Origin of the sequence: Paenibacillus sp. FSL K6-0108 (assembly GCF_045040695.1) — a bacterium.
GTDB lineage: Bacteria > Bacillota > Bacilli > Paenibacillales > Paenibacillaceae > Paenibacillus > Paenibacillus pabuli_B.
Genome location: NZ_CP150288.1, coordinates 6,451,062 through 6,474,369, shown reverse-complemented (window position 1 = coordinate 6,474,369; position 23,308 = coordinate 6,451,062). Strand labels below are relative to the sequence as shown.

The 23,308-nt window shown below is 48.7% G+C and carries 21 protein-coding genes; 17 read left to right on the top strand and 4 right to left on the bottom strand.

Translation table 11 applies throughout. The features are described from left to right. From MHB49_RS29480 to MHB49_RS29460, 5 genes are read left to right on the top strand one after another with little or no spacing between them, the layout of a single operon-like run. The gene (locus tag MHB49_RS29480; protein WP_405153964.1) at positions 1-858 is read left to right on the top strand and encodes an SDR family NAD(P)-dependent oxidoreductase; all 858 of its coding nucleotides are present in this window, start codon (positions 1-3) and stop codon (positions 856-858) included. A gap of 41 nt (positions 859-899) precedes the next feature. After that, positions 900-2,108, top strand: a complete 1,209-nt coding sequence (locus tag MHB49_RS29475) for a glycosyltransferase (RefSeq protein ID WP_405153963.1) — start codon at positions 900-902, stop codon at positions 2,106-2,108. A 16-nt stretch (positions 2,109-2,124) separates the two neighbouring features. Beyond that, complete coding sequence (locus MHB49_RS29470) at positions 2,125-3,357, top strand: sugar efflux transporter (RefSeq protein ID WP_405153962.1); 1,233 nt, start codon at positions 2,125-2,127, stop codon at positions 3,355-3,357. Continuing rightward, positions 3,347-4,522 (top strand): glycosyltransferase, encoded by a 1,176-nt coding sequence (locus MHB49_RS29465; RefSeq protein WP_405153961.1) that lies wholly within the window; start codon positions 3,347-3,349, stop codon positions 4,520-4,522. Before MHB49_RS29470 ends, MHB49_RS29465 begins: the two co-directional genes overlap by 11 nt. Beyond that, a complete protein-coding gene (locus tag MHB49_RS29460; protein ID WP_405153960.1) occupies positions 4,519-5,688 on the top strand; it encodes an acyl-CoA dehydrogenase family protein in 1,170 nt (389 codons plus the stop codon). The genes MHB49_RS29465 and MHB49_RS29460 overlap by 4 nt, the downstream gene beginning before the upstream one ends. On the opposite strand, the gene MHB49_RS29455 is transcribed toward MHB49_RS29460, so the two are convergent. After that, entirely contained in the window at positions 5,685-6,581 is an 897-nt protein-coding gene (locus MHB49_RS29455) for a MaoC/PaaZ C-terminal domain-containing protein (RefSeq protein ID WP_405153959.1), read from the bottom strand. The two genes, MHB49_RS29460 and MHB49_RS29455, sit on opposite strands and share 4 nt — an antisense overlap. Positions 6,582-6,867: 286 nt before the next feature. On the opposite strand from MHB49_RS29455, the gene kduI reads away from it, so the two are divergent. The 7 genes from kduI (at position 6,868) to MHB49_RS29420 (ending at position 14,305) form a co-directional block, all read left to right on the top strand. Then, the gene (gene kduI / locus MHB49_RS29450) at positions 6,868-7,707 is read left to right on the top strand and encodes a 5-dehydro-4-deoxy-D-glucuronate isomerase (RefSeq protein ID WP_405153958.1); all 840 of its coding nucleotides are present in this window, start codon (positions 6,868-6,870) and stop codon (positions 7,705-7,707) included. A gap of 37 nt (positions 7,708-7,744) precedes the next feature. After that, a complete protein-coding gene (locus MHB49_RS29445; RefSeq protein WP_247899402.1) occupies positions 7,745-8,503 on the top strand; it encodes a DeoR/GlpR family DNA-binding transcription regulator in 759 nt (252 codons plus the stop codon). A gap of 81 nt (positions 8,504-8,584) precedes the next feature. Then, entirely contained in the window at positions 8,585-9,337 is a 753-nt protein-coding gene (gene kduD / locus MHB49_RS29440; protein WP_405153957.1) for a 2-dehydro-3-deoxy-D-gluconate 5-dehydrogenase KduD, read from the top strand. Positions 9,338-9,372: 35 nt separating this feature from the next. Beyond that, a complete protein-coding gene (locus tag MHB49_RS29435) occupies positions 9,373-10,218 on the top strand; it encodes a sugar phosphate isomerase/epimerase family protein (protein ID WP_405153956.1) in 846 nt (281 codons plus the stop codon). Between the two features lie 245 nt (positions 10,219-10,463). Beyond that, positions 10,464-11,771 (top strand): homocysteine synthase, encoded by a 1,308-nt coding sequence (locus MHB49_RS29430; RefSeq protein ID WP_405153955.1) that lies wholly within the window; start codon positions 10,464-10,466, stop codon positions 11,769-11,771. 376 nt (positions 11,772-12,147) lie between these two features. After that, on the top strand, positions 12,148-14,160 hold the full coding sequence (locus MHB49_RS29425) for a heavy metal translocating P-type ATPase (protein ID WP_405153954.1): 2,013 nt from the start codon (positions 12,148-12,150) through the stop codon (positions 14,158-14,160). A gap of 22 nt (positions 14,161-14,182) precedes the next feature. Next, entirely contained in the window at positions 14,183-14,305 is a 123-nt protein-coding gene (locus tag MHB49_RS29420; protein WP_405157313.1) for a hypothetical protein, read from the top strand. Between the two features lie 155 nt (positions 14,306-14,460). Here the strand turns inward: MHB49_RS29420 and MHB49_RS29415 are convergent, their stop codons facing one another. Further along, complete coding sequence (locus MHB49_RS29415) at positions 14,461-15,192, bottom strand: ZIP family metal transporter (RefSeq protein ID WP_062325905.1); 732 nt, start codon at positions 15,190-15,192, stop codon at positions 14,461-14,463. A 253-nt stretch (positions 15,193-15,445) separates the two neighbouring features. Between MHB49_RS29415 and trxB the strand changes: the two genes are divergently transcribed. Together trxB and MHB49_RS29405 are read left to right on the top strand one after the other, a co-directional pair. Beyond that, entirely contained in the window at positions 15,446-16,387 is a 942-nt protein-coding gene (trxB, locus tag MHB49_RS29410) for a thioredoxin-disulfide reductase (RefSeq protein ID WP_247899373.1), read from the top strand. Positions 16,388-16,446: 59 nt separating this feature from the next. Further along, the gene (locus MHB49_RS29405) at positions 16,447-16,677 is read left to right on the top strand and encodes a glutaredoxin family protein (RefSeq protein WP_113055408.1); all 231 of its coding nucleotides are present in this window, start codon (positions 16,447-16,449) and stop codon (positions 16,675-16,677) included. A 210-nt stretch (positions 16,678-16,887) separates the two neighbouring features. On the opposite strand, the gene MHB49_RS29400 is transcribed toward MHB49_RS29405, so the two are convergent. Further along, on the bottom strand, positions 16,888-17,085 hold the full coding sequence (locus MHB49_RS29400; RefSeq protein ID WP_024631390.1) for a hypothetical protein: 198 nt from the start codon (positions 17,083-17,085) through the stop codon (positions 16,888-16,890). A 145-nt stretch (positions 17,086-17,230) separates the two neighbouring features. Continuing rightward, complete coding sequence (locus tag MHB49_RS29395; protein ID WP_405153953.1) at positions 17,231-18,397, bottom strand: ROK family protein; 1,167 nt, start codon at positions 18,395-18,397, stop codon at positions 17,231-17,233. Between the two features lie 199 nt (positions 18,398-18,596). Here MHB49_RS29395 and xylA point away from each other — a divergent pair, with 199 nt between their 5' ends. From xylA to MHB49_RS29380, 3 genes are all read left to right on the top strand, one after another. Then, positions 18,597-19,913: a xylose isomerase gene (gene xylA / locus MHB49_RS29390; RefSeq protein ID WP_247899371.1), complete on the top strand. Its 1,317-nt coding sequence runs from the start codon at positions 18,597-18,599 to the stop codon at positions 19,911-19,913. 485 nt (positions 19,914-20,398) lie between these two features. Further along, positions 20,399-21,892 carry a xylulokinase gene (xylB, locus tag MHB49_RS29385; RefSeq protein ID WP_405153952.1) on the top strand — a complete coding sequence of 498 codons (1,494 nt, stop codon included), beginning with the start codon at positions 20,399-20,401 and terminating at the stop codon, positions 21,890-21,892. Positions 21,893-22,201: 309 nt separating this feature from the next. Further along, the gene (locus MHB49_RS29380; protein WP_405153951.1) at positions 22,202-22,918 is read left to right on the top strand and encodes a glycosyltransferase family 2 protein; all 717 of its coding nucleotides are present in this window, start codon (positions 22,202-22,204) and stop codon (positions 22,916-22,918) included. Positions 22,919-23,308: the final 390 nt, after the last annotated feature.

Genomic DNA, 23,308 nt, shown 5'->3' with positions numbered 1-23,308 from the left:
TTGTTGCTAGAGGGACAGGTCGTAGTCGTTACTGGCTCCAGCCGGGGCATTGGCCGGGCAGCCGCGATGCGGATGGCACAGGAAGGCGCCAAAGTTATCGTCAATGGCGTACAAGAGGGACGGGTTTGGGACGTTGTTCAGGCGATCCGGGATCAGGGCGGTACGGCTATCGGGGTCGTTGAGTCGGTTGAAACGATGGACGGTGGGAAACGCATCGTAACGGAGGCTCTTCGCGAATTCGGCAAGCTCGATATATTGGTGAATAACGCCGGGGTCGTTCACGATAAGATGGCCCATAAGATGAATGAAGCAGAGTGGGATCTTGTTTTGAATTCACATCTCAAGGGAGCCTTCGCTTGCATCCGATCAGCATTGCCAGGCATGAGGGAGCGAAGGGAAGGATGCATCATCAATATGGTCTCAGTGGCGGGTTTGACCGGAAAGGTCGGGCAGATGAATTACAGTGCCGCCAAGGCAGGAATGGTTGGCATGACATGGACGCTTGCGCTTGAGCTTAAGTCATACGGAATCAATGTGAACGCGGTAGCTCCGGCGGCCCTTACGGATATGACGTCGCCGCATATCGAGAGGGCAAAACATCTCTCCGAAACCACTGGTGAATTGTTTCCCGATTATTGGAAGGTGGGGTCGCCGGAGGAGGTGGCTGAGCTGATTCTCTCTTTATGCCTGCCACGCAGCCGCAAGATTACGGGTCAAATTTTCTCCGTTAATGGAGCGGAAATTGGTGTGTGGTCCCCTCCAGAGCATCGTGTTGCAGCCGTCGGGACTGACACGAGGCCGCGTTGGGATGCCGTTGAACTGTATGAGCAGGTGTTGGCAGCATATGCTCAGGCCTAGACATATTTCCCTAAATATATGAACTGATGGAGGATGCTTTGTTGAAGAAAAGACGTATTTTTATCGGCATGATGGCTGGCATGGGAAGAGTGAATCGTTGTCTTCCTATTGCTCTAAAGTTACGAGAGATGGGGCATGAAGTGGCATTCACAATCTGGGGTAATGCTGGAGCTGCAATGCAGCGGATGGGGTTTACTTTTATACCCATCCCGGAGATCCCTGCTCCTAGGGGAGTAGTGTTTCATCCGAACTTCACGGATTTGAATCACTTCTTGTCCATGATGGGGTACTCAGATCCTGATTATATGCGAAACGAGCTTGAAGCCCGTCTACGGGTGACTGCCAGCTTCAAACCGGACCTCGTCATTTCCGATTCCAGCGTCCCGGCAGCGTTCATTGCTCGCAAGTTAGGCATTCCACTTGTCTCAATTAATCAGTCCAGTACACTTCCAGGCGGAATGCCTTTCGCATCCAAAGACGGGTCGATTGGAGACGTGCCAGACGTCACAGGAGTGTTGAATGGTGTGTTGGACGATTATGGTCTGCAACGGGCTGACCATCTGCTTTCGTTTCTGGCTGGTGATCTAGCCCTCCTCCCCAGCATACCGAAGTTTGATCCGGTAGATCTCGATGAGGTGTCGATCCCAGTTGAATACGTCGGTCCCGTGGTATGGAAAGATACGAACGAAATGGGAATGCCGGCAAACTGGCTGACGAAGTCTAGTGCCGACAGGCTTCCTCGTGTATTCGTTTACACAAGTCGACTCGTGGAGTGGGGCGTGGAGAGTGGCAGCCATATCTTCAGGGAAGCAGTAAAAGCGCTGGGTGACACTTCGACTGAGCTTTTGATTGCTACGGGGTTTAATCCGTTAGAAGGGGATAAGATCCAAGTACCGCCCAATGTGCATTTCACTTCATATGTGTCAGGAGTGCTGGCCGCCGAATACAGCGATGTCATGATCCACCATGGTGGACATGGAAGCTGCATGACGACCATTTTGACGGGGACTCCATCACTGATAATTCCCACCTGGGCGGAACGGGAGTTTAACGCCCGACGGCTGCAAGAGGTCGGCGGTGGCCGAGTGATGCCCCCGGAAGAGGTTACGGGTTCTGCTCTGGCGGAAACCGTTCGTGCCATGATGACTAACGGCGATATGGACAAAGCTTCAGCGCTCAAGGAAAGCGTGTTTGCTACGCATTTGGGAGGCGCTGAGCGGGCAGCTGAGCTTATTCGCCAGCTGTTGTAAAGAGGGGGCGTATCTATTGAAAAGTATTTTGGTCGTAATGAGAAGCCCATCATTGCTTCTCATCTCCTTGTGCATTTTCTTTATTGGCTTGGGTTACGCCCTAACGATGCCGTTTATGCCGTTATTCGGAGTAGAACGTGTAGGTATGAGTCCCCTATCGTTGGGAATCTTTCTGGCCATTGGATCGTTAAGCGGAATCATCGTTAGCACACTGCTTAGTCGTTTATCCGATAGGATGCCTGTACGCAAGTGGATCATTATCGGGTCATCCGTGTCAGCTTCAGTAGGGTATGTTTGCTATGCGAACACGGACAGCTACGTTGTGCTAATGCTCGTTTCCTGTACGTTCATAGCCTTGTCATTCTCCGCTTTCCCGCAGTTATTTGCTCTTGCGAGGGAAGTTGTAGAGAGGGAGGCAAGCGAAGATGTCACGATTATTATGGCAATATTGCGAGCATTGGTGTCGTTGGCCTGGATTCTAGGTCCGGTGATGGCTTCTTTTACGATCTACCGATTTTCGTATACTGGCCTGTTTCTCGTCGTCTCGTTTATGTACATGCTCGTCGCAATCTTTGTGCTGGTTATTCGGGTGCATGAGATCCGGGAGCCGAGTAATGAGGCTGAGCCATTAACAGATTCGAGACGCAGTTTCAAACATCTGCTGATGGCTCCGCAGGTCGTGTTTTCTTTACTTGCATTTATGGCTTTCGAGTTGGCTAATACGATGGGGGCAATCGTTACTCCTTTGTATGTCACACAGGAGCTGGATGGAGGAAAATTGGACGTCGGATTGATCTCAGGTGTTAATGCAGCCTTGCAGGTTCCAAGCATGATCGTCTTGGGAATATTGGCCAAGCGGTTTGGCAGTATTCCGGTTATGCAAAGTGCGGGATTATTCGGAATAGCGTATTTTATCCTGTTTTGGTTCACGAATTCGGAGTGGCAAATCATTGCAATTCAAATATTTAGCGCAATTTTCATCGCTATCGTACTTGGAGTTGGAATGACATTCTTCCAGGACCTGGTGCCGAAAATGACTGGCACGGCGACCACGCTATACAACAATGCAAATATCATTGGTTCCATGGCGGGTGGTCTTTTGGCAGGGGCGGTGGGGAATTACTTGGGTTTTAAAGCGGTTATAGCCTCCTCGGCAGTATTGGCTTTCTTGGGTTTTGCATTGTTAATTGCATCAAATGCAAATAAAAAGACATTTCGGCATATGGAAGGAGATACTTATGAAGGCTAGCGTAATCATCCTATCATATAACCAGAGAGAAGTTATTAAGGCTTGTTTATCCTCCTTATCTCGTCAGCGCATAGATGATGGTGATCAATACGAGGTAGTCATCGTTGATAATGGGTCCCAGGACGGCACGGGAGAGATGATAGGCGGTTTAACGTTTGATTTTCCTATCCTGTATTATTATGTTCCAAGAACGGCAGAATCCAGCAGAGCTGCGGCGCGAAACAAGGGAATCACTAACGCTAGTGGAGATGTCGTTGTGTTTCTCGATGGAGATCAACTCGCCGAACCGAACTTTATCTACGAGCATTTGAGAGTGCATAAGCTGGCTAAAGGAAAGCTTGTTATCGGATTTAGAAGATATTTGTCTCAGAGCAGCATGGACTTAACCTCGTTAAAACCGGGATGGGTTAACACGGTATTGTCATCGTCAGAAGAGGATGAGAGATTCCTGCTCATGAAACGTTTTTCAGAAAATGGAAGCGCCTTCCGCACGGCATGGCATCTGTTCTTCAGTTGCAATTTTTCAGTCGACAGAGAACTGATGATCCAGTCTGGTATGTTTGATGAAGGGTTCAAAGGCTGGGGGCTTGAGGACAGCGAACTCGGTTATCGTCTGCAGAAGGATGGAGGAGCGTTCGTATTTAATAAAAATGCGTTAACATTTCACATCTATCATGCTTCCGAGTTTGATGAAAGCCGACACCTTGGTTGGAAAACCAATATGGATTACTTCCTGTCTCTTCATCCCACATTTGAAGTGCAGGCGCAATATATTTTAGAGGAATTCTTCAATCCGGAGATCAGAAATTCGTGGTGGGATTGCTACGTTCGCTTCGAGCAAGTCGTGAGAGTGTACCAGGGCTACGAAGGAGATAGATTACCTGTTAGTGTCATCGTCGTCTATGAGAGACGGCCTGAAGTGCTCCAAGCGATTGCGGCGGAAGCTGTATTCAGAGAAGTGGTAGTCATTGATAAGACGACGTCATCGGATCTGGATATCTTATGTCAATTCATTGAGAACGACTTTGATGTTCTGTATTACAAGCAACCTTCTGAAGATGATTTGATAGAGTTGTATCACAGGCTGGCAGTGAGGGGAATTGTGAAACATGAAATTTTTAAGTCAGAAGAAGCGATGGCGCGTAGTAACGGGAGGGAAACATGAATTTTGAGTTGACCGAGAAACAGAAACATATTCAACGTATTGCACGTACTTTTGTAGACGAGGAACTAATCCCTCTGGAGCCTCAGTTGTTGCGCAATGAGCGTGAGGGAAGACCGGGAATAGAACTGGCGCAGATCCGGCAACTTCAACAGAAGGCAAGAGCAATCGGCCTCTGGGGCATTGAGACGCCAGAGGCGTATGGAGGATCGAATCTTGGTACTGTCGCCAGTGCGCTGGTGAAAATGGAGCTGGGACGTACGTGTATTCCCTTTGTCTTCGGAGGGGAAGCAGACAACATCCTATTTCTGTGCAACAAGGCGCAGCAGGCCAAGTATTTGCTCCCTGTTATCGCAGGCGAGCGAAAATCCTGCTTCGCGATTACGGAGCGCTCAGCGGGGTCCGATGCAAGCCGGATTCAAATGCGGGCCGAGCGCGTGGCCGATGGATGGATTCTTGACGGGGAGAAAATGTTTATCACCAACGGGAACGAGGCGGATTTCGCAATCGTTTTCGCCGTGACTGATGCTCAGGCTGCGCCGGGGAAAGGGATCACTTGTTTCCTTGTTGATCGGGACATGGGGTGGAGATCGGATCCAATTCCTACCATGGGCGGGGACAAAAGCCCTTCTATACTTACATTTGACCAAGTATTCGTCCCGACCGAGAATGTGCTTGGGTTGGAGGGACAAGGGTTGACGACAGCCATGCAGTGGATCAGCAGAGGACGCTGGGTCATACCGGCTATTGCTGTTGGCGCTTCAGGACGACTGCTAAATATGGCAATTGATTATGTTAACGAACGGACCACATTCGGGGAACTGCTCGCAAACCGTCAGAGCATCCAATGGATGATCGCCGACTCTGCTGTTGAACTGGAGGCATTAAAATGGTTGGTGCTGTACACGGCCTGGCGGGTAGAGAAGGAGCTTGATGCTAGGCACCATGCAACGATGTCCAAGCTGTATGGTGCCGGCATAGCAAACGACATCGTGGATCGTGTCCTTCAGATTTTTGGTGGTATTGGTTATACGAAGGAACTACCAATTGAGCGCTGGTACCGGGAGATGCGAGTATGGAGAATCTATGAGGGCACGGACGAGATCCAGCGTCTGATTATTTCTCGTAATTTGCTCAAAGGCAACGTCCGGATTGGAGAATGGGATTAACGAGCCTCATAACATACCGAGCCTTCGTAGGCTAACACACTGGCATTGGCGCCCGTTGGATGTTCGACATATACCTCGATAGTGCATTCCAATTTTGGAAGGGTCTTAGACACGGCTACAACCCGTACGATGACACGAACCACATCCCCCTCCAGCACAGGAGTGCGAAAACGGTACTTTAAGTTCTTTACAGCCCAGTTGTCAAACTCCAGTGATTGTAGTCGATTCCCGATCATGCCCCCAATAAGCATACCTTGTACAATTCGCAGAGGCGCCCCTGCCACGCGAGCTTTAATAATATCCAGATGGATGGGGTTGGTATCGTTAGAGGCGTTTGCGTAATCGACCAGCATATCGCTTGTGATAGTTCCGAGGCAAACGTCTAACAACGCGGCACCGATTAGAGGAGGCTGCTTGCCATCCCACATATAATGTATTTTGGAGAAAAGCCGCGGGTACTCCTGTTCGGCGTTCGAGAAGGAAGTCTGGATTGCTGGCGGATTCATGAGCACTAGCGTTGTCTCTGCTGAGAGCACGGGGCGTCTCGAAATGTCTGTAACTTCCAGTACGCCACCAAGTAAATGAATGCTGCCTTGGGATCCTTTTGTCTGGCGGGCGTTTGCGAGTCTGATCTGGTAAAATAACTCCTCATCATATTGCAGCTCACGTTCGTAGGCGAAGGCTTGTTGACCGTGAATCATGATTTTATCGGGAATGTCCATCCAAGGTACCTGTTCCTGCTGCCACCATACGATCGGATAGGTGAGGGGGATATTTCGGGTGGCAGGGCGGAAAAGCTCCGGGAAGCCAAGCGAGAATAACCCAATCTGTTCCTTCGTGATGACAACCCGCTGTCGAGCGGTAGAGACTCCAATCCATGCGCTGTAATCCATAGCTTGCATCTCTCCTTTGAACTAACTACGACGATTATATCGAAGGCGGATCGGATCATCAACGTACAACGAGACTGTGAGAGTTACATATAAGTAAAGCGAGTGGAAATTAGAACATCCAGATAGCCCCTAATGAGAAGGCGGAGAAGTTTTGCAACCGTACTCGTTAGGGATTTTTATTCCAGAAGGGTCTTATTTTTTAAAAAAAAGGTACACAAAAGATAATAAATGAACTAAAATGAACTTATATGAACATTATCTGACTAACGAAAGGAATGGATTAAAGATGCAAAACCGTTATGCTGCACACCCAAATGAGGTAAAAACGTATGATACTGCCCGTCTGCGCGAGGAATTCCTGATGGAACAACTGTTTGCCACAGATGAATTGGTAACGGTATATTCCCATGTGGATCGTTATATTGTAGGAACGGCTGTACCTCAGAGCAAGGATATTGTACTTGAAGTGAACCTGAAAGATATCGGAACGAACTTTTTCCTGGAACGTCGTGAAATCGGTATCATTAATGTTGGAGGCCATGGAACCGTAACAGCTGACGGTCAAGGATACGAGATTGGTGCGAAAGAGTGCCTGTATATTGGCAGAGGTGTAAAAGAAGTTGTATTTAAGAGCAGCGGAAACGAACAGCCGGCTCAGTTTTATTTTGTATCCACACCGGCGCACCATACGTATCCTACGCAAAAGGCAACCCAGGAGCAGGCTCAGCCGAACCATCTCGGCAGCATCGAAAGCTCCAATGAACGGACGATTTATCGCTATATCCACCAGGGAGAAGGCGGAATCCAGAGCTGTCAGCTGGTGATGGGCATTACGGAACTCGACAAGGGCAACATGTGGAATACCATGCCTGCACATACCCACAACCGCCGTTCCGAAGTATACTTGTACTGGAACCTGCCGGAAGATGGCGTCGTATTCCACATGATGGGCGAGCCAAACGAAACACGGCATCTGGTTGTACGTGACCGCCAGGCTATCATCTCTCCAAGCTGGTCGATCCACAGTGGTGTCGGTACGAGCAGCTATACCTTCTGCTGGGCAATGGCTGGTGAAAACCAGACGTTCGAGGATATGGACGGCGTGGCGATGAAGGACCTGAAATAGGCGCGTAAATCCCAAAGAAACAGGAAGTTGATCTGTGATGAATCCATTGAAAAGACATGAAAAAATTATGGAGGCTCTGCTGGAACGGCAGGAAGTCACCGTCAGTGATCTGAGTGAACTGCTGCAGGTGACGGGCAAGACCGTACGGGAGGATCTCGATAAGCTGGAAGGCATGGGATTGCTCGTACGTGTCCACGGGGGAGCGATGCTGGCCCAGAACGACCAGTATGGCATTCTTACGAGTCGTGGAGCAGCGGAAAAACATCAATCCGAGAAAACGGAGATTGCCGAACGAGCCCTTGCGTATATCCGGCCAGGCGATATTGTTGCGCTGGACGGTGGAAGCACTACGTTGGAGATGGCGAAGCGTATGGACAATCAGCCCATTACCGTGGTTACCAACGATCTGTTCATCATTGCCGAACTGACCAAAAAGGAGCAGGTGCGACTGGTTGTCCCAGGCGGAGCAAGAGTTCGCAATATGCTGGTGGGAGACGATACGGCGGCTTTCATTTCCGATCTCAACATTCACAAAGCATTTATCTCAACAACGGCGCTTCATCCGGAATTTGGACTCTCCATATATACAGGAGATCTTGTGCCACTGAAAAAAGCGATGATCTCTGCCTCTCAGCAGGTATATGGCGTCGTGGATCATTATAAATTCGGACAATTTGCCCTTCGGACCTTTGCACACTGTTCGGAGCTGGACTGCATCATCAGCGACAGTCGCTTGGATGAGGAAACAGCAGCCTTGTACAGGCAAAATGGCATCGAAGTGGATTATCAGAGCTGACCTTCAGTTCCACAGTGTTACGTGACTGCCGGGGCTGGAATGTACGGTTTGCAACCCAATAACCATGCGGAGGAATCATTCATGAACCCATTTGATTTAAGCGGACAAGTTGCACTTGTCACTGGTACATCGGGAGGACTGGGGCAAGGAATGGCGATTGGCCTTGCTGAAGCTGGGGCAGATGTTGTGCTGGTGTCCTACTCCAATCCATCGGAAACAGCACGTGCCATTGAGGCTCTAGGACGCAAAGCGTATGTGATTGAAGCTGATTTGAGCCGTGAGGACGAATTGACTGGTGTGTTTGAAAAGGCATTAGCCTTTCAAGGGAGAATTGATATTCTGGTCAATAATGCAGGAATTATTCGTCGCACGCCTGCAGCTGACCACGGACAACAGGATTGGCATGATGTCATTGGCCTTAATCTGAATACGGTATTTTTCCTGAGCCAATTGGCTGGCAGACATATGATTGAACGCGGAAGCGGCAAGATCATAAACATTGCCTCCATGCTGTCCTATCAGGGGGGGATTAACGTACCGGGATACACGGCCAGTAAACATGGGGTAGCCGGTTTAACGAAAGCACTTGCGAATGAATGGGCAGGCAAAGGTGTTCAAATCAACGGGATAGCCCCAGGCTATATGGAAACAGACAATACGACTCAGATTCGCGCTGATGAAAATCGGTATCGTGACATCACGGCACGGATTCCGGCTGGTCGCTGGGGAACACCTGAGGACCTGAAAGGTCCGGTTGTTTTCCTGGCATCGGCGGCTTCGAATTATTTGAATGGTCACGTACTGAATGTGGATGGCGGCTGGATGGCTCGTTAAACCTGCAAGCGTCCGAATGCAAAGGAGGCAGTGACATGAAACTTGGTATTCTTGCGCATACGTTTGGCAAGCAGCCTACAGCGCAGCTTGCACAGACCATCGCGGATAACGGATTTAATTCGGTACAGCTGGCATTAGCCAAGGCTTTGTCGGATGTGGATTCTGCGAATGGCAAGCTGAGCCCTGGACTCGCGAATGAAATCGGAGATCAATTTGCACAGCGCGGAGTCAAGATTGCAGTACTGGGTTGCTACATTAACCCGATTGATCCTGACCCGGTGGCCCGTCGTGCAGACATTGATCGATTTAAGGAACATCTGCGTTATGCCCGGGATTTTGGTTGCAGCATGGTGGCAACGGAGACTGGCGGCCTGGATACGTATCGGGACACGCATCCGGACGGATATGAAGAAAAGGCGTGGACGGTGCTGCGGGAGACGGTGGAAGAACTGGCGGAAGAGGCGGAAAAGTGGGGCGTTCATGCGGCGATTGAGCCTGTGTCCACCCATACACTTCATACGCGTGAACATATGATTCGCCTGTTTGAAGAAATTCCTTCATCCAATCTGGGCATGCTGTTCGATCCTTGTAATTTGATCAAACAGCCACATGTGGCAGACCAGCCTGCATTCCTGCGTGAAGTGATGGAAACGCTGTATCAGCGGATCATTGTCATTCATGCCAAAGACGTGGCGTTCAATGCGCAGGGTGAGAAGTTCAATCCGGTGCCCGGTGAGGGCATTCTGGATTATCCGTTATTTTTTGAACTGTTGAAGACCTATAAACCGCACATTGATATTTCACTAGAAGGGGTAACGGCGGAAGAAGCTGTCCCGGCGGCCAAGCATTTACGTGAGATATGGAGTGGCGTTCGGGTATAAACGGTATAAAGCCGCGCAGAAGTTCAGAAGGTGATGTTGCAAAAAATCCGGAAAACCTTTGCGGGAGCAAAGGTTTTTTTTGGTGCAGCAGTCTTCATAATACATAATTAATATTTCTTATCGGAAAAATCGGAAATACTTCTTTTCAAAAGCGACATCTTGTGAGAGAATATGGAAAACATACGCCACCATGTCATGACATCTAGGTAAATCCAAACGTATAAGTTAAGGGAGGAAACAGTTTTATGTCAAACGAACGTGAGCTTTCATTTGAAACATTGGCAATCCATGCAGGCCAGGAGATTGATCCGACCACCCATGCACGCGCTGTACCGTTGTACCAAACAACATCCTACGGATTCCGTGATACGGAGCATGCAGCCAATCTGTTTGGATTGAAAGAGTTTGGCAACATCTATACACGTCTGATGAATCCGACTACGGATGTGTTCGAACAACGTATCGCTGCACTTGAGGGAGGCGCTGGTGCTTTGGCTACTGCTTCCGGTCAAGCAGCGATTACGTTCTCCCTCTTAAATATCGCAGGTGCGGGAGATGAGATTGTTTCCGCAGCAAGTTTGTACGGTGGAACGTACAATCTGTTCTCAACCACACTACCGAAACTTGGCTTGGATGTAAAGTTTGTAGATTCCAGCGATCCTGAAAATTTCCGGGCGGCGATTACGGAGAAAACCAAAGCATTGTACGCTGAAACGATTGGTAATCCGCAAGGCAACGTACTGGACATTGAAGCAGTAGCAGCGATCGCGCATGAACATGGCATTCCTTTGATTGTGGACAATACATTCCCGAGTCCTTATCTGCTTCGTCCAATCGAGCATGGAGCTGATATTGTTGTTCATTCGGCCACCAAGTTTATTGGCGGTCACGGTACATCCATTGGTGGTGTTATTGTGGACAGCGGCAAATTCGACTGGAAAGCAAGTGGCAAGTTCCCGGGATTGACAGAACCGGATGCCAGCTATCATGGTGTCGTATACACGGAAGCGGTTGGACCAATTGCTTATATTATCAAAGCTCGTGTGCAATTGCTGCGCGATTTGGGTGCAACGATCTCACCTTTCAATTCATGGTTGCTCATTCAAGGACTGGAGACACTGCATCTGCGAGTGGAACGTCATAGCAGCAACGCACTCGCAGTGGCGCAATATCTGGAGAAGCATGAGGATGTGGAATGGGTCAGCTACGCTGGTTTGCCGAGTCACCCTTCCTATGAACTGGCACAGAAGTATTTGCCAAGAGGCCAGGGAGCCATTCTGACCTTTGGTATCAAAGGCGGCGTGGATGCAGGACGCAAACTGATCGAGAATGTGAAGCTGTTCTCTCACCTTGCCAACGTGGGTGACTCCAAGTCACTGATTATTCATCCGGCAAGTACGACGCATCAACAGCTGACAGAAGATGAGCAGACCGCAGCAGGCGTTAATCCTGAATTAATCCGTTTATCTATAGGTACAGAGAATATTCAGGATATCCTCTACGATCTGGAGCAAGCCATTAAAGCTAGCCAGCAATCAAGTGTTAGTGTTTAATTTACAACGTTAATAAATTCATTATTACGAGCTGCTTGTCCTTATGGACGAGCGGCTTTTTTACTTTCTGCTTTATACCAGTTCCGGTGAAATACCCATTTACAAATGCAAAGCACAGGCATATAATAAAACAAAAGTTGTATTGGGTAAAAATAATTGCATAAGCACAAAAATGATTATCATTCTCATTCAAAATGATTTGAAAATCATTCAACAATCAATCAATAACCATGCTGCTGCGGGATTCCCGCAGCAGCATGTGTCATTTTTAGGGTATTAACAATGGCTCTCATTCTCAATACGACTTCAATACAGGAGACATGGAAGCAGTAAAATGCAGTCCATAACCTTACATTCAGAAAGGATTGTGATTCATATGCAAGCGATACACCAACCCGTTCAAACCCAAACGAAAGCGAAACAGCATCCAGCCAATACACCTGGCCCGGGTCGGGGGCGCAAACCGGACTTTCGAGCCATGCTGCGCAATAAGGAAATGCAAGCTGCTCTGGGCAGTGGACTTTTGATGCTTATAGCCTGGGCAACGGCATCGTGGTCCAACCCGCTATCCATACTGCTGTATATTGTTGCTTATGCCATAGGTGGATGGACCAAAGCCAAAGAAGGCATAGAGACACTGGTCAAGGATCGTGATCTCGATGTGAATCTGCTCATGATTGCCGCGTCGCTCGGAGCAGCAGCCATTGGCTACTGGAATGAAGGTGCCATGCTGATCTTTATTTTCGCGTTAAGTGGTGCACTGGAAAGTTACGCGACAGAGCGCAGTCACAAGGATATTTCATCGCTGCTGGCGCTCAAACCGGAAACGGCGCTGCGGATTGAGGACGGGAAGATGAATCTTGTATCCATCGATGATTTGCAGCCGGGGGATCTGTTGCTGGTCAAACCGGGCGAACTGGTTCCGGCGGATGGTGTCGTGTACCGGGGGAGCTCTTTTATCAATCAGGCCTCGATTACAGGAGAATCCTTACCGGTGGATAAAGCCGCTGGTGACGAAGTATATGCAGGCACCGTGAACGGCGAAGGTGCTTTATATGTAGAGGTAACTAAATCCGCTGAAGGTTCACTGTTTGGCAAAATCATTAAACTGGTGGAAGAAGCGCAGACAGAAGTGCCGGATTCCCAACGCTTCATTGAGCGATTTGAGGGGATATACGCCCGTATTGTTGTTGCTGTAACGTTGTTGGTCATTGGGGGGATGCCGTTACTGCTTGGTTGGACATGGAACGAGGCGTTTTACAAAGCAATGGTCTTCCTGGTGGTAGCTTCACCTTGTGCCCTCGTTTCTTCCATTATGCCAGTCATGTTATCAGCCATGTCCAGCAGTGCTCGTCGTGGTATTCTCTTCAAGGGTGGCGCTCATGTGGAGAACATGGCCCAGACCCGGGTGGTTGCTTTTGATAAAACGGGGACATTGACGATGGGTACACCACAGGTGACCGATATTATAACGGCAGACGGATATGAGCGGACACAGGTATTGGGTGCGGTAGCCGCCATCGAGAACCTTTCGATGCACCCATTAGCTCAGGCTATTGTGGAGCAGGCAAGCAAGGAGGACATCAACCTCCCGATTGCTGAACAGGTTCAAGCTCTGACAGGCTGGGGCATTGAGGGGAAAGTAAACGGTGTTCTTTGGAAAATTGGAAAAACGGATGAATTGGATACACATCATACGAATGAGGTAGAAGACACAAATGATGTAGAAGGGCAATGGGGTTCTTCTGATCTAAACAATCTGACTCTGTGGCATGGGATACGTGCCCAGCTTGAGAGTGAAGGCAAAACCGTGTCAGCTATAACAGCGAACGGGGAGATGGCCGGACTGATTGCAATGAGGGATACCGTACGCCCACAAGCGGCGGAAGCGGTGAAAAAGCTGGAAGCCATGGGCGTGAAGGTGGCGATGCTGACAGGTGATCGTCCCGAATCGGCAGCAGTGATCGCCCGCGAAACAGGCGTGAGCCTGGTATACGCAGGATTATTGCCCGAAGATAAAGTGAAACAGGTGCATCTGCTTCGTGAACAGTACGGCCAAGTGTTAATGGTTGGGGATGGCGTGAATGATGCGCCTGCACTTGCGGCGGCAACGGTTGGCATGGGCATGGGCGTATCAGGCAGCGGCACGGCACTGGAAGTGGCGGATGTGGTGCTGATGAACGACAATATTGAAGAGATCGCCTGGGTGATCAGGCAGGCTCGCCGGGCACAGCGGACTGTAAAGCAAAATATGTTTTTTGCCATCACAGTTATTCTGGCGTTGATCGCGGGCAATTTCCTGCAGGACGTTGCATTGCCATTGGGTGTAGTAGGCCATGAGGGCAGTACAATTCTGGTTATTCTGAATGGACTGAGACTTTTGCGATAATGAGAAGGAGTTCGCCGAAGAGATGCATAAAGGCATTGCCGGTTCGCAATTGATTGCTTTTGAAGAGAACGGTCACGGGGCATTCTATGATGAGTTGGAAAGATTCAATGCCGAGCTGATTCGATTTATCAAATCCGGCGTGTAATCGTCCTACGACCTTTACAGATCGTTCCAACTATTTCATTGAATCTTCATTTGTGAACAAAAAAAGAACCTGGAAGTTCAGCAAGCCGCTGTGTTTTCAGGTTCTTTTTGCCGTCCATCGTTGGTTCATGTGGGGCCTGTTCTCTGTTCTTTCCATTAAAAGAGTTCAGTCAGTCCAATCATCGTGATTAATCCGAGCAAAAAGGAAACTGTGGCCGCTCGTGCATTGCCGTCGCCGTGGCTTTCGGGAATCAGTTCTTTGTACACAATGAACATCATCGCACCCGCTGCAAAGGCGAGACCATAAGGGACCAGACCGGATACCAGACTGCTGAGGGTGTAACCAATCATGGCTGTAATAATCTCAACTGCACCCGTCAGCGTGGCGATTCCGAGCGCCTTGAAGCGACCGATGTTCTGATTGACAAGGAAGAGGGCGACCAGGAATCCTTCCGGTGCATTCTGCAGACCAATGGAAAAGGCAATCAGATTGCCAAGTCCTGCGTCACTGCTCGCGTAGCTGACACCTACCGATAATCCTTCGGGCAGGTTATGCATGGTGATGGCTGCAATAATCATGAAGGCTTTGGCTTCAATTTTGAAAGGCATCTTCTCGGGATTTTCCAGATCCACATGGGGAATCTTCATCTCCAGCACAAGCAGGACCATGCTGCCCAGCATAATACCAAGGGCAAGTACAAACAAATTGGATTGCCCGAGCGCTTCCGGAATGAGATTGTACACCGAGGCAGAGGTCATGATGCCTGCTGCGTAGGCAAGCAAAATATCACGCAGACGGTGGGTTACTTTGCGCATAAATAGAATAGGTATGGCCCCTAGGCCGGTAGACATGGCTGAGATAAAGCTGCCAATGAGTGCATCGTTCATGCTTCCATTTTCCCTCCTGATGAAGACTTCTTCATAATCGCTGCCGAGCATTGACACCGTACATAAAAGAGATCATAATGAACAACAGATTAGAATGATTATAAATTAGAATTCCGTTTCTGCATAGGTTAATTGTCATAACGGGCAGGTCATGTGGACATGATGTAGGCTTTCGTTCTAGTGTATGCAAAAGCGTTTGCTTTTGATGCCGGAGTGCCTGACCTTTTTGCAGAACCCGGGGGAGGAACTATACATGTATAAATCAATTATTATTGGAACAGGCCCTGCAGGGCTGACAGCAGCAATCTATCTGGCACGTGCCAACCTGAACCCACTCGTTATTGAAGGACCGCAACCTGGTGGTCAACTGACAACAACAACAGAAGTGGAGAACTTCCCAGGTTTCCCTGACGGCATAATGGGTCCTGAACTGATGGACAATATGCGCAAACAAGCAGAACGCTTCGGTGCAGAATTCCGTACAGGCTGGGTAAATAACATTGATATGAGCGAGCGTCCATTCAAAATTCAGGTTGAAGGCATGGGTGAACTCGTATCTGAAACCTTGATCCTGTCTACAGGCGCATCTGCTAAATACCTCGGTATTCCTGGAGAAGAAACGAATGTGGGCCGTGGTGTCAGCACTTGTGCGACATGTGACGGATTCTTCTTCCGCAACAAAGAAATCATCGTTATTGGCGGTGGAGACTCCGCGTTGGAAGAAGCGAGCTTCCTTTCCCGTTTCGGTTCCAAAGTAACTCTGGTACACCGTCGTGAAGAATTGCGTGGGTCCAAAATCATGCAGGATCGTGCACGCAGCAATGAGAAAGTGGAAATGGCATTGAATCGTACCCCACTCGAAGTAATCGCTGGTGATAACGGTGTAACTGGTCTGAAAGTATTAAACAATGCAACTGGGGAAGAAGAAATCATTCCTGCTAGTGGTGTATTCGTTGCCATTGGTCACACACCAAACACTGGATTCCTGGGCGGACAAATCACAACCGACGAACACGGTTATATTTTGACTACACCGGGCACATCCGAGACTAATATCCCAGGCGTATTTGCTTGTGGTGATGTACAGGATACTCGTTACAAACAAGCGATTACAGCAGCAGGCAGCGGATGTATGGCTGCGATGGATACAGAGAAATATATTGAAAGCTTGGAGCACAGCGCAGTAGTCCTGTAAGGGAAAAGCTGTTTATATCAATAAATTAGTCTATAAAAAACAATATGAGGTGAATAAACATGGAAAACGTAATTGTATACACATCAACCAACTGCCCAAACTGCAAATCAGTAAAAAGCTTCCTGGCTGACAAAGGCATCTCTTATGAAGAGCGCAATATCGAAACAAGCGATGAGTTTGCACAACAAGTATGGGATATGGGTGTACGTGCCGTACCGTTGACTGTCATTGGTGAACACCGCATTCTGGGTATGAACAAAACTCAATTTGCCAAAGTGCTGGACGCTTAAACTACGCTGTATAGAGTAAGTTCAAGTCACATGCAGCTATTCCGGTTCGCGCGAGCCGTTTGAATATATATTGGAGAAGCCTTAGTCCAGTTCAGGACTGAGGCTTCTTTGCATGAAAAATCCCCTTTCACAGCTACAACAGAGCACATGTTTATGAACTCTATTGTGGATGTAAAAGGGGATTTGACGTTCAAATCGAACATATTTTATCTAAAAAAAGATACTCATAATGGTCTGAAATACAACATACACCAGTACGCCTGACAGCATGTACATGAAACCAGCCTTCTTTTTGCTCTGAAACAATCGAAGTATGCCAAGGCTGAACAGCGGCGCAAGCACGATCAGGAACAGGAGTACGGTGACAAACATTTGCGCCGAGATATCTGAAGTATCCACGTAGGTCACGAATTTTCACTCCGTTTCGTCATCGGAATTAACACAGCGACATTCATGCCGCCATGACAAAAATCACATATCCCTATTATACCTCTGGATTTCTTTAACAAAAAGGGAGGAAATGGGGCAAAATGATGTCAATTTTCATCGGTTATTAGACGGACACTCTTATTTTTCCTAGAAATTGGGAAATTGCTGAGTAAGCGGCACCAACACGCGTGGAGCGGCTGCCCAATGCGGCCCATTCAATCTGCAAACTGCGGCGGTGGTAGGGCAACGTACGCTCCTCCACCACTTGTTTCAATGTCGTTTCAATCCATGGTCCTGCTTCGGAGAGGGGTCCGCCGATAATGATACGCTCCGGATTAAAGCTGTTGACGATGTTGGTGATACCAACCCCCAGTTTGCGGCCGATCGTTTGGTACAGGTCCAGGACAGCTTCGTGGCCTTTCTCGGCATAATCAATCAGTTCACGGGTCGTGTGCGCAGGTAAATGCAATTGATGATCCGGATGTTCATAGGCTTTTTCCGATGCGTATAACTCCCAACAGCCACGACTACCGCAAGAACAGGGCCGACCCTCCGCTTCAATGGACATATGGCCTGTTTCTCCTGCGTATCCCCAAGCTCCTTTGTATAGTTCACCGTCCACCATAATGCCTGAACCAATCCCCATGCCTGCACTGATATAGATCAAATGACGTACTCCAATACCGGCGCCAAAATTCAATTCTCCATGCGCACCTGCATTAGCTTCATTATCGATGGTCACGGGCAGCTCGAACGCTTCTTCCAGCATGGCACGCAGGGGAACCTTCTCCCACCCCAGGTTGGGTGCAAACAGTACCGTTCCTTCCTCGTCCACCATACCGGGTACTCCAATACCAATGCCAATTACACCATGAGGGGAGGCAGGGGCTGCCTGAATCAGATGTTCCGCTGCAAGTTTCAATTGTTCAAATACGGAGGATACATCATGATGCTCCAGCTTCATGGTGTACTCTGTGATGATATGACCTTCCAGATCGGTAAGCACACCCTTTAGGTGGGTCACGCTGAGCTCCAAACCTACGGCATATCCTGATGTACCGCGAAATAGCAGCATCAGAGGTTTACGCCCACCGCTGGATTCCCCAGGGCCAATTTCCTGCAGGAGCTCATCATTGATTAGATCGGCAACCAGATTGGACACCGTGGCTTTATTCAGCCCTGTAATCTCGGATACCCGAGCACGGGAGAGGGGAGCATGACGCCGAATCGTATCGAGCACGATCGACTTGTTTATTTTTTTGACCAGCATCTGGTCTCCAGTAATTTTCATATCAATAAGGCACTCCTATTCTTCTATAAAAGGGTTCAGACCCGCAATCCGTAAACAAGCTATTCGACTATTATAGCGTAAACAAACACGCAAAAAAAATTTTATTTTTACTTTGTTTAACCAATAGACAAAGTATAGCCGATGTGTTAGGATAACGTTGTAAACGATTACTTTTAAAACTATTGAGGAGGCATTTACCATGGCCTATTTTGAATCCGTTAATAAAATTTCATTCGAAGGTAAAGATTCCACGAATCCATTTGCTTTTAAACATTATAATCCGGAAGAAGTTGTAGCCGGCAAATCGATGGAAGAGCACTTCCGTTTCGGCATGGCTTACTGGCATACACTAACTGCAGGCGGCAGTGACCCGTTCGGTGCAGAGACAGCTGTTCGTTCTTGGGATAAATACTCCGGTCTGGACCTCGCGAAAGTACGCGTGGAAGCGGCATTTGAATTTTTGGAAAAAATGAATCTCCCGTTCTTCTGTTTCCACGATGTGGACATTGCACCAGAAGGCAACAGCCTGCGTGAGTTCTACAGCAACATCGACACGATCGTTGACCTGATTGAAGACCACATGAAATCCAGCGGCAAAAAACTGCTCTGGAATACAGCGAACATGTTCTCCAACCCACGCTTCATGTTTGGTGCAGCTTCTACTTGCAACGCAGACGTGTACGCTCATGCTGCAGCGCAAATCAAGAAAGGTCTGGAAGTGGGTAAACGTCTGGGCGCAGAAAACTATGTGTTCTGGGGCGGACGTGAGGGTTATGACACATTGCTCAACACAGACATGCAGCTGGAGCAAGACAACATTGCCCGCATGTTCCACATGGCAGTAGACTACGCGAAGGAAATTGGCTTTGATGCGCAATTCCTGATCGAGCCTAAACCGAAAGAGCCAACCAAGCACCAATATGACTATGATGCAGCAACTTCCATTGCCTTCTTGCAAAAATACGGTTTGGAGAAACACTTCAAACTGAACCTGGAAGCGAACCACGCTACACTGGCTGGTCACACATTCGATCACGAAATCCGCGTTGCCCGTACAAACGGCATGCTCGGTTCCCTCGATGCCAACCAAGGCGACATGCTGATCGGTTGGGATACGGATGAGTTCCCAGTTGATATGTACGATGCTACATTGACGATGTACGAAGTATTGAAAAACGGCGGTATCGGCCGTGGAGGTGTGAACTTTGACGCGAAAGTTCGTCGTGGTTCCTTCGAAGCAGACGATCTGTTCCTCGCACACATCGCGGGTATGGATACCTATGCGAAAGGTCTGAAAGTAGCTGCAAAACTGATCGAAGATCGTGTATTCGATGACTTCATCGAAAAACGTTACAGCAGCTTCAGCGAAGGGATCGGAGCAGATGTGGTTGCTGGTAAAGCAACACTGGCTTCCCTTGCAGAGTACGCGCTGAACAACGAAAGTCCACGCAAAAACCAATCCGGACGTCAGGAATTGCTGAGAGCGAAACTCAACCAATACATCCTGGCTGACTAATATCAGATTTCATCTGTGCAAGGCAGGCATGATGTGTACTATGCCTGCCCTGTACAAGCTTGTACCACGGAACGCCTGAACAAGCATGACATTCGGACCGTCCCCGACTTTCCCCTGGGAAGGCGGGGGCGGTTTTTTGACCCTTGAACCAATGATGCACGATTGACCTACAAACGTATCAAGGTTTCATTAATAACCAATGACGAATCAAGGTCAATGGATCAATCTTTCCGCTATAAGAACGAGTACGTTTTTATTGTTTTGATATAAATGTTTGTCTGAGATGGTGCATGCAGAACGAAGTGAGCAGAAAGGACCCGAGGAAACGGTAGTGTTCGCATTTATCCCCGGATTTTACCCTTGGAAAAGGGGATGAGAAAAATCCGGGGGTAACGGCGATCCGAGGGTTTTCTGATCACGGAGTGACCACATGAGCCTCAGGGTTTCATTTATACAATCCTGTTACAAACGAGAGGAGTTAACCCATGAGTTACGTAATTGGTGTCGATCTGGGAACTAGTGCAGTCAAAACGGTGCTGGTTAACCGTGAAGGAAAAGTGGCGTTTGAAGCATCCGAGGCTTATCCGCTGTACCAGCCCAAAGCTGGATATAGTGAACAGAATCCTGAGGATTGGGTAGAGCAGACCATTGTTTCGCTGCGCAAATTACTGGAGGTGTCCGGTGTACATCCTTCGGAGATCGAAGGATTGAGCTTCTCCGGACAGATGCATGGATTGGTGCTGGTGGATGCCGAGGGCAAACCGCTGCGCAATGCCATTCTGTGGAACGATACACGGACAACGGCTCAGTGCCGCCGCATCGAAAAAGTGCTGGATGGCAAATTGTTAAGTATTGCCCGCAACCGTGCGCTTGAAGGTTTTACCCTGCCGAAAATCCTGTGGGTACAGGAAAACGAGCCGGAATTGCTGCAACAAGCAGCCCTATTTCTGTTGCCGAAGGACTATGTGCGTTATCGCCTGACAGGTGATTATGCCATGGATTATTCGGATGCAGCAGGTACATTGCTGTTGGATGTTGCCGGCAAACAGTGGAGCACAGAAATCGCGGAAGCTTTTGAACTGCCAGTATCCTTGTGCCCACGTCTTGTGGAGTCATTTGAGGAAGTCGGCACATTGCTGCCTGAGATTGCGGATCAAACCGGACTTGCAGCGGCAACCAAAGTCTATGCAGGTGGTGCGGACAATGCATGCGGAGCCATCGGCGCAGGCATTCTGAGTGAAGGACAGACGATGTGCAGCATCGGAACGTCCGGGGTTGTGCTTTCCTATGAAGAGCGCAAGGATCTTGATTTCGAAGGCAAAGTGCACTTTTTTAACCATGGCGAGAAAGATGCCTTCTATATTATGGGGGTAACGCTTGCAGCAGGATACAGCCTGTCCTGGTTCAAAGATACGTTTGCAGCAGACAAATCATTTGATGTGCTTTTGCAGGGGATTGATCAGATTCCGGCGGGAAGCAACGGCTTGCTGTTCACACCTTATATCGTTGGCGAGCGTACACCGCATCCGGATGCAAACATTCGTGGCAGCTTTATCGGCATGGATGCCGGGCATAAGCTGGAGCATTTTGGACGTGCAGTGATGGAGGGCATTACATTCTCCTTGCGGGAGTCCATTGATATTCTGCGTAACGCTGGCAAAACAGTGAATGAAGTGATTTCCATTGGTGGCGGCGCCAAAAATGAAGCTTGGCTGCAAATGCAGGCCGATGTTTTCAATGCAACTATTGTGAAATTGGAAAGTGAGCAGGGCCCGGCGATGGGCGCTGCGATGTTGGCAGCCTATGGCTGTGGCTGGTTCCCATCTTTGCAGGAATGTGCAGCAGCGTTTATCCGTCCTGCCAAGTCCTATGCACCTAACCCGGAGACAGTTAAGGTGTATGATGGACTGTTTGCACTGTATCAGGAAGTGTATGGGCAAACACGCGGCCTGAATGACCGTCTGGCAGCATATCGTTAATTGTTCAGATCTCTGCTATATTGAGATCTCAATAGGTCATTAACTATTAAACCAATGAAGTATGACATTAGGAAGGCACCTGCGAAAGCGGGTGCCTTTTTTGTCGTTGTTCATGAAAAGAAGCATATCGTGTGTTCAAGGTTCCTAAACGTATTGAAAGGTTTCCCTGCCAGACATAACCCTGTTCAAGACACGCATAGATTAGATATTGAGGTTAAGAAACCAGCTAAACGACTCATGGTATGAAATCAAAATGACTATAGATATGTTCTACTACACGTGTGACAGACTCAGCCTGGAGGTGGGGATTTGGAAGATCAAAAAGCAACCAGGAGGCCGCATGTCACTTTGTCCATGATTGTTCGCAATGAGGAGCACAGGTATCTCGGGCAGGCGTTGGAGACACACCGGCCGTGGATTGATCGTGCGGTGATCATTGACGATGGAAGTACGGACCGTACCGTCGCCTTATGCCAGGAAATACTGGCGGACATCCCGCTTACATTGATCGTGAACCCCGCCTCCCTGTTTGCAGATGAAGTGAGTTTGCGTAAGCAGCAGTGGGAGACAACAGTAGCTACCGGGCCGGAATGGATTTTGAACCTGGACGCAGATGAAATTCTGACAACTGATTTTGGTATCGTCCGAAACCAACTGTTGAGTGGAACGGAGGATGCCATTTATTTCAGGTTGTTTGATATGTGGAGCGAGTCACATTACCGGGAAGATCAATACTGGCAGGCTCATACGTATTATCGGCCATTTCTGGTACGATACCGTGCAGATTGGAGCTATGAATGGAAGGAAACCCCGCAGCACTGCGGCCGTTTTCCACTAACAATTCAGCACTTTGCCTATGGATGCCATTCTCCTCGAGTGAAGCATTATGGATGGGCACGTGCAGAGGATCGGATTCATAAATACGAGCGCTATCAGGCACTGGACCCGGATGCGAGATATGGTTGGAAGGAGCAGTACGAATCCATTTTGGATGCAGAGCCAAGACTCCTGCAATGGACCGAATAAGGGAAGGAGGACAATGAATTTGAAAAAGGAAAAAGAACAGGGGAAAGAAGAGCAAAAGGAAAAGATTCTTATCGCAAGCCCTGTTCGGCAGACGGCTGCGGTACTCCGTGAATTCCTCCAGTCCCTGGAATCGCTTGAGCGAACGACGGTAACGACAGATTATCTGTTTGTGAACGACAATGAAGAAGAAGCGGCATCCAATATGCTCCATGAATTTGCACTTCAACATAAAGGCAAGCTTTTGGAAACCAACCCAGATAAGAGAGATGTCAGTCAGGGAAAAGGAATTTACAACAAGGACGAGGGTGGGCATTATTGGCGCGACGAACAGATCTGGCGGGTAGCGGAATTGAAAAATCGGATACTGGCATATGCCCGTGACCAGAAGTA

What these genes read in the sequence shown, in the direction of transcription:
- MHB49_RS29420 (WP_405157313.1), top strand. Translation starts at nt 14,183, where the DNA reads ATGCATAAAGGCATTGCCGGTTCGCAATTGATTGCTTTTGAAGAGAAC.
- xylA (WP_247899371.1), top strand. Translation starts at nt 18,597, where the DNA reads ATGGCCTATTTTGAATCCGTTAATAAAATTTCATTCGAAGGTAAAGAT.
- MHB49_RS29430 (WP_405153955.1), top strand. Translation starts at nt 10,464, where the DNA reads ATGTCAAACGAACGTGAGCTTTCATTTGAAACATTGGCAATCCATGCA.
- MHB49_RS29405 (WP_113055408.1), top strand. Translation starts at nt 16,447, where the DNA reads ATGGAAAACGTAATTGTATACACATCAACCAACTGCCCAAACTGCAAA.
- MHB49_RS29460 (WP_405153960.1), top strand. Translation starts at nt 4,519, where the DNA reads ATGAATTTTGAGTTGACCGAGAAACAGAAACATATTCAACGTATTGCA.
- MHB49_RS29465 (WP_405153961.1), top strand. Translation starts at nt 3,347, where the DNA reads ATGAAGGCTAGCGTAATCATCCTATCATATAACCAGAGAGAAGTTATT.
- kduI (WP_405153958.1), top strand. Translation starts at nt 6,868, where the DNA reads ATGCAAAACCGTTATGCTGCACACCCAAATGAGGTAAAAACGTATGAT.
- MHB49_RS29435 (WP_405153956.1), top strand. Translation starts at nt 9,373, where the DNA reads ATGAAACTTGGTATTCTTGCGCATACGTTTGGCAAGCAGCCTACAGCG.
- MHB49_RS29445 (WP_247899402.1), top strand. Translation starts at nt 7,745, where the DNA reads ATGAATCCATTGAAAAGACATGAAAAAATTATGGAGGCTCTGCTGGAA.
- MHB49_RS29415 (WP_062325905.1), bottom strand. Translation starts at nt 15,192, where the DNA reads ATGAACGATGCACTCATTGGCAGCTTTATCTCAGCCATGTCTACCGGC.
- xylB (WP_405153952.1), top strand. Translation starts at nt 20,399, where the DNA reads ATGAGTTACGTAATTGGTGTCGATCTGGGAACTAGTGCAGTCAAAACG.
- MHB49_RS29425 (WP_405153954.1), top strand. Translation starts at nt 12,148, where the DNA reads ATGCAAGCGATACACCAACCCGTTCAAACCCAAACGAAAGCGAAACAG.
- MHB49_RS29395 (WP_405153953.1), bottom strand. Translation starts at nt 18,397, where the DNA reads ATGAAAATTACTGGAGACCAGATGCTGGTCAAAAAAATAAACAAGTCG.
- trxB (WP_247899373.1), top strand. Translation starts at nt 15,446, where the DNA reads ATGTATAAATCAATTATTATTGGAACAGGCCCTGCAGGGCTGACAGCA.
- MHB49_RS29455 (WP_405153959.1), bottom strand. Translation starts at nt 6,581, where the DNA reads ATGGATTACAGCGCATGGATTGGAGTCTCTACCGCTCGACAGCGGGTT.
- kduD (WP_405153957.1), top strand. Translation starts at nt 8,585, where the DNA reads ATGAACCCATTTGATTTAAGCGGACAAGTTGCACTTGTCACTGGTACA.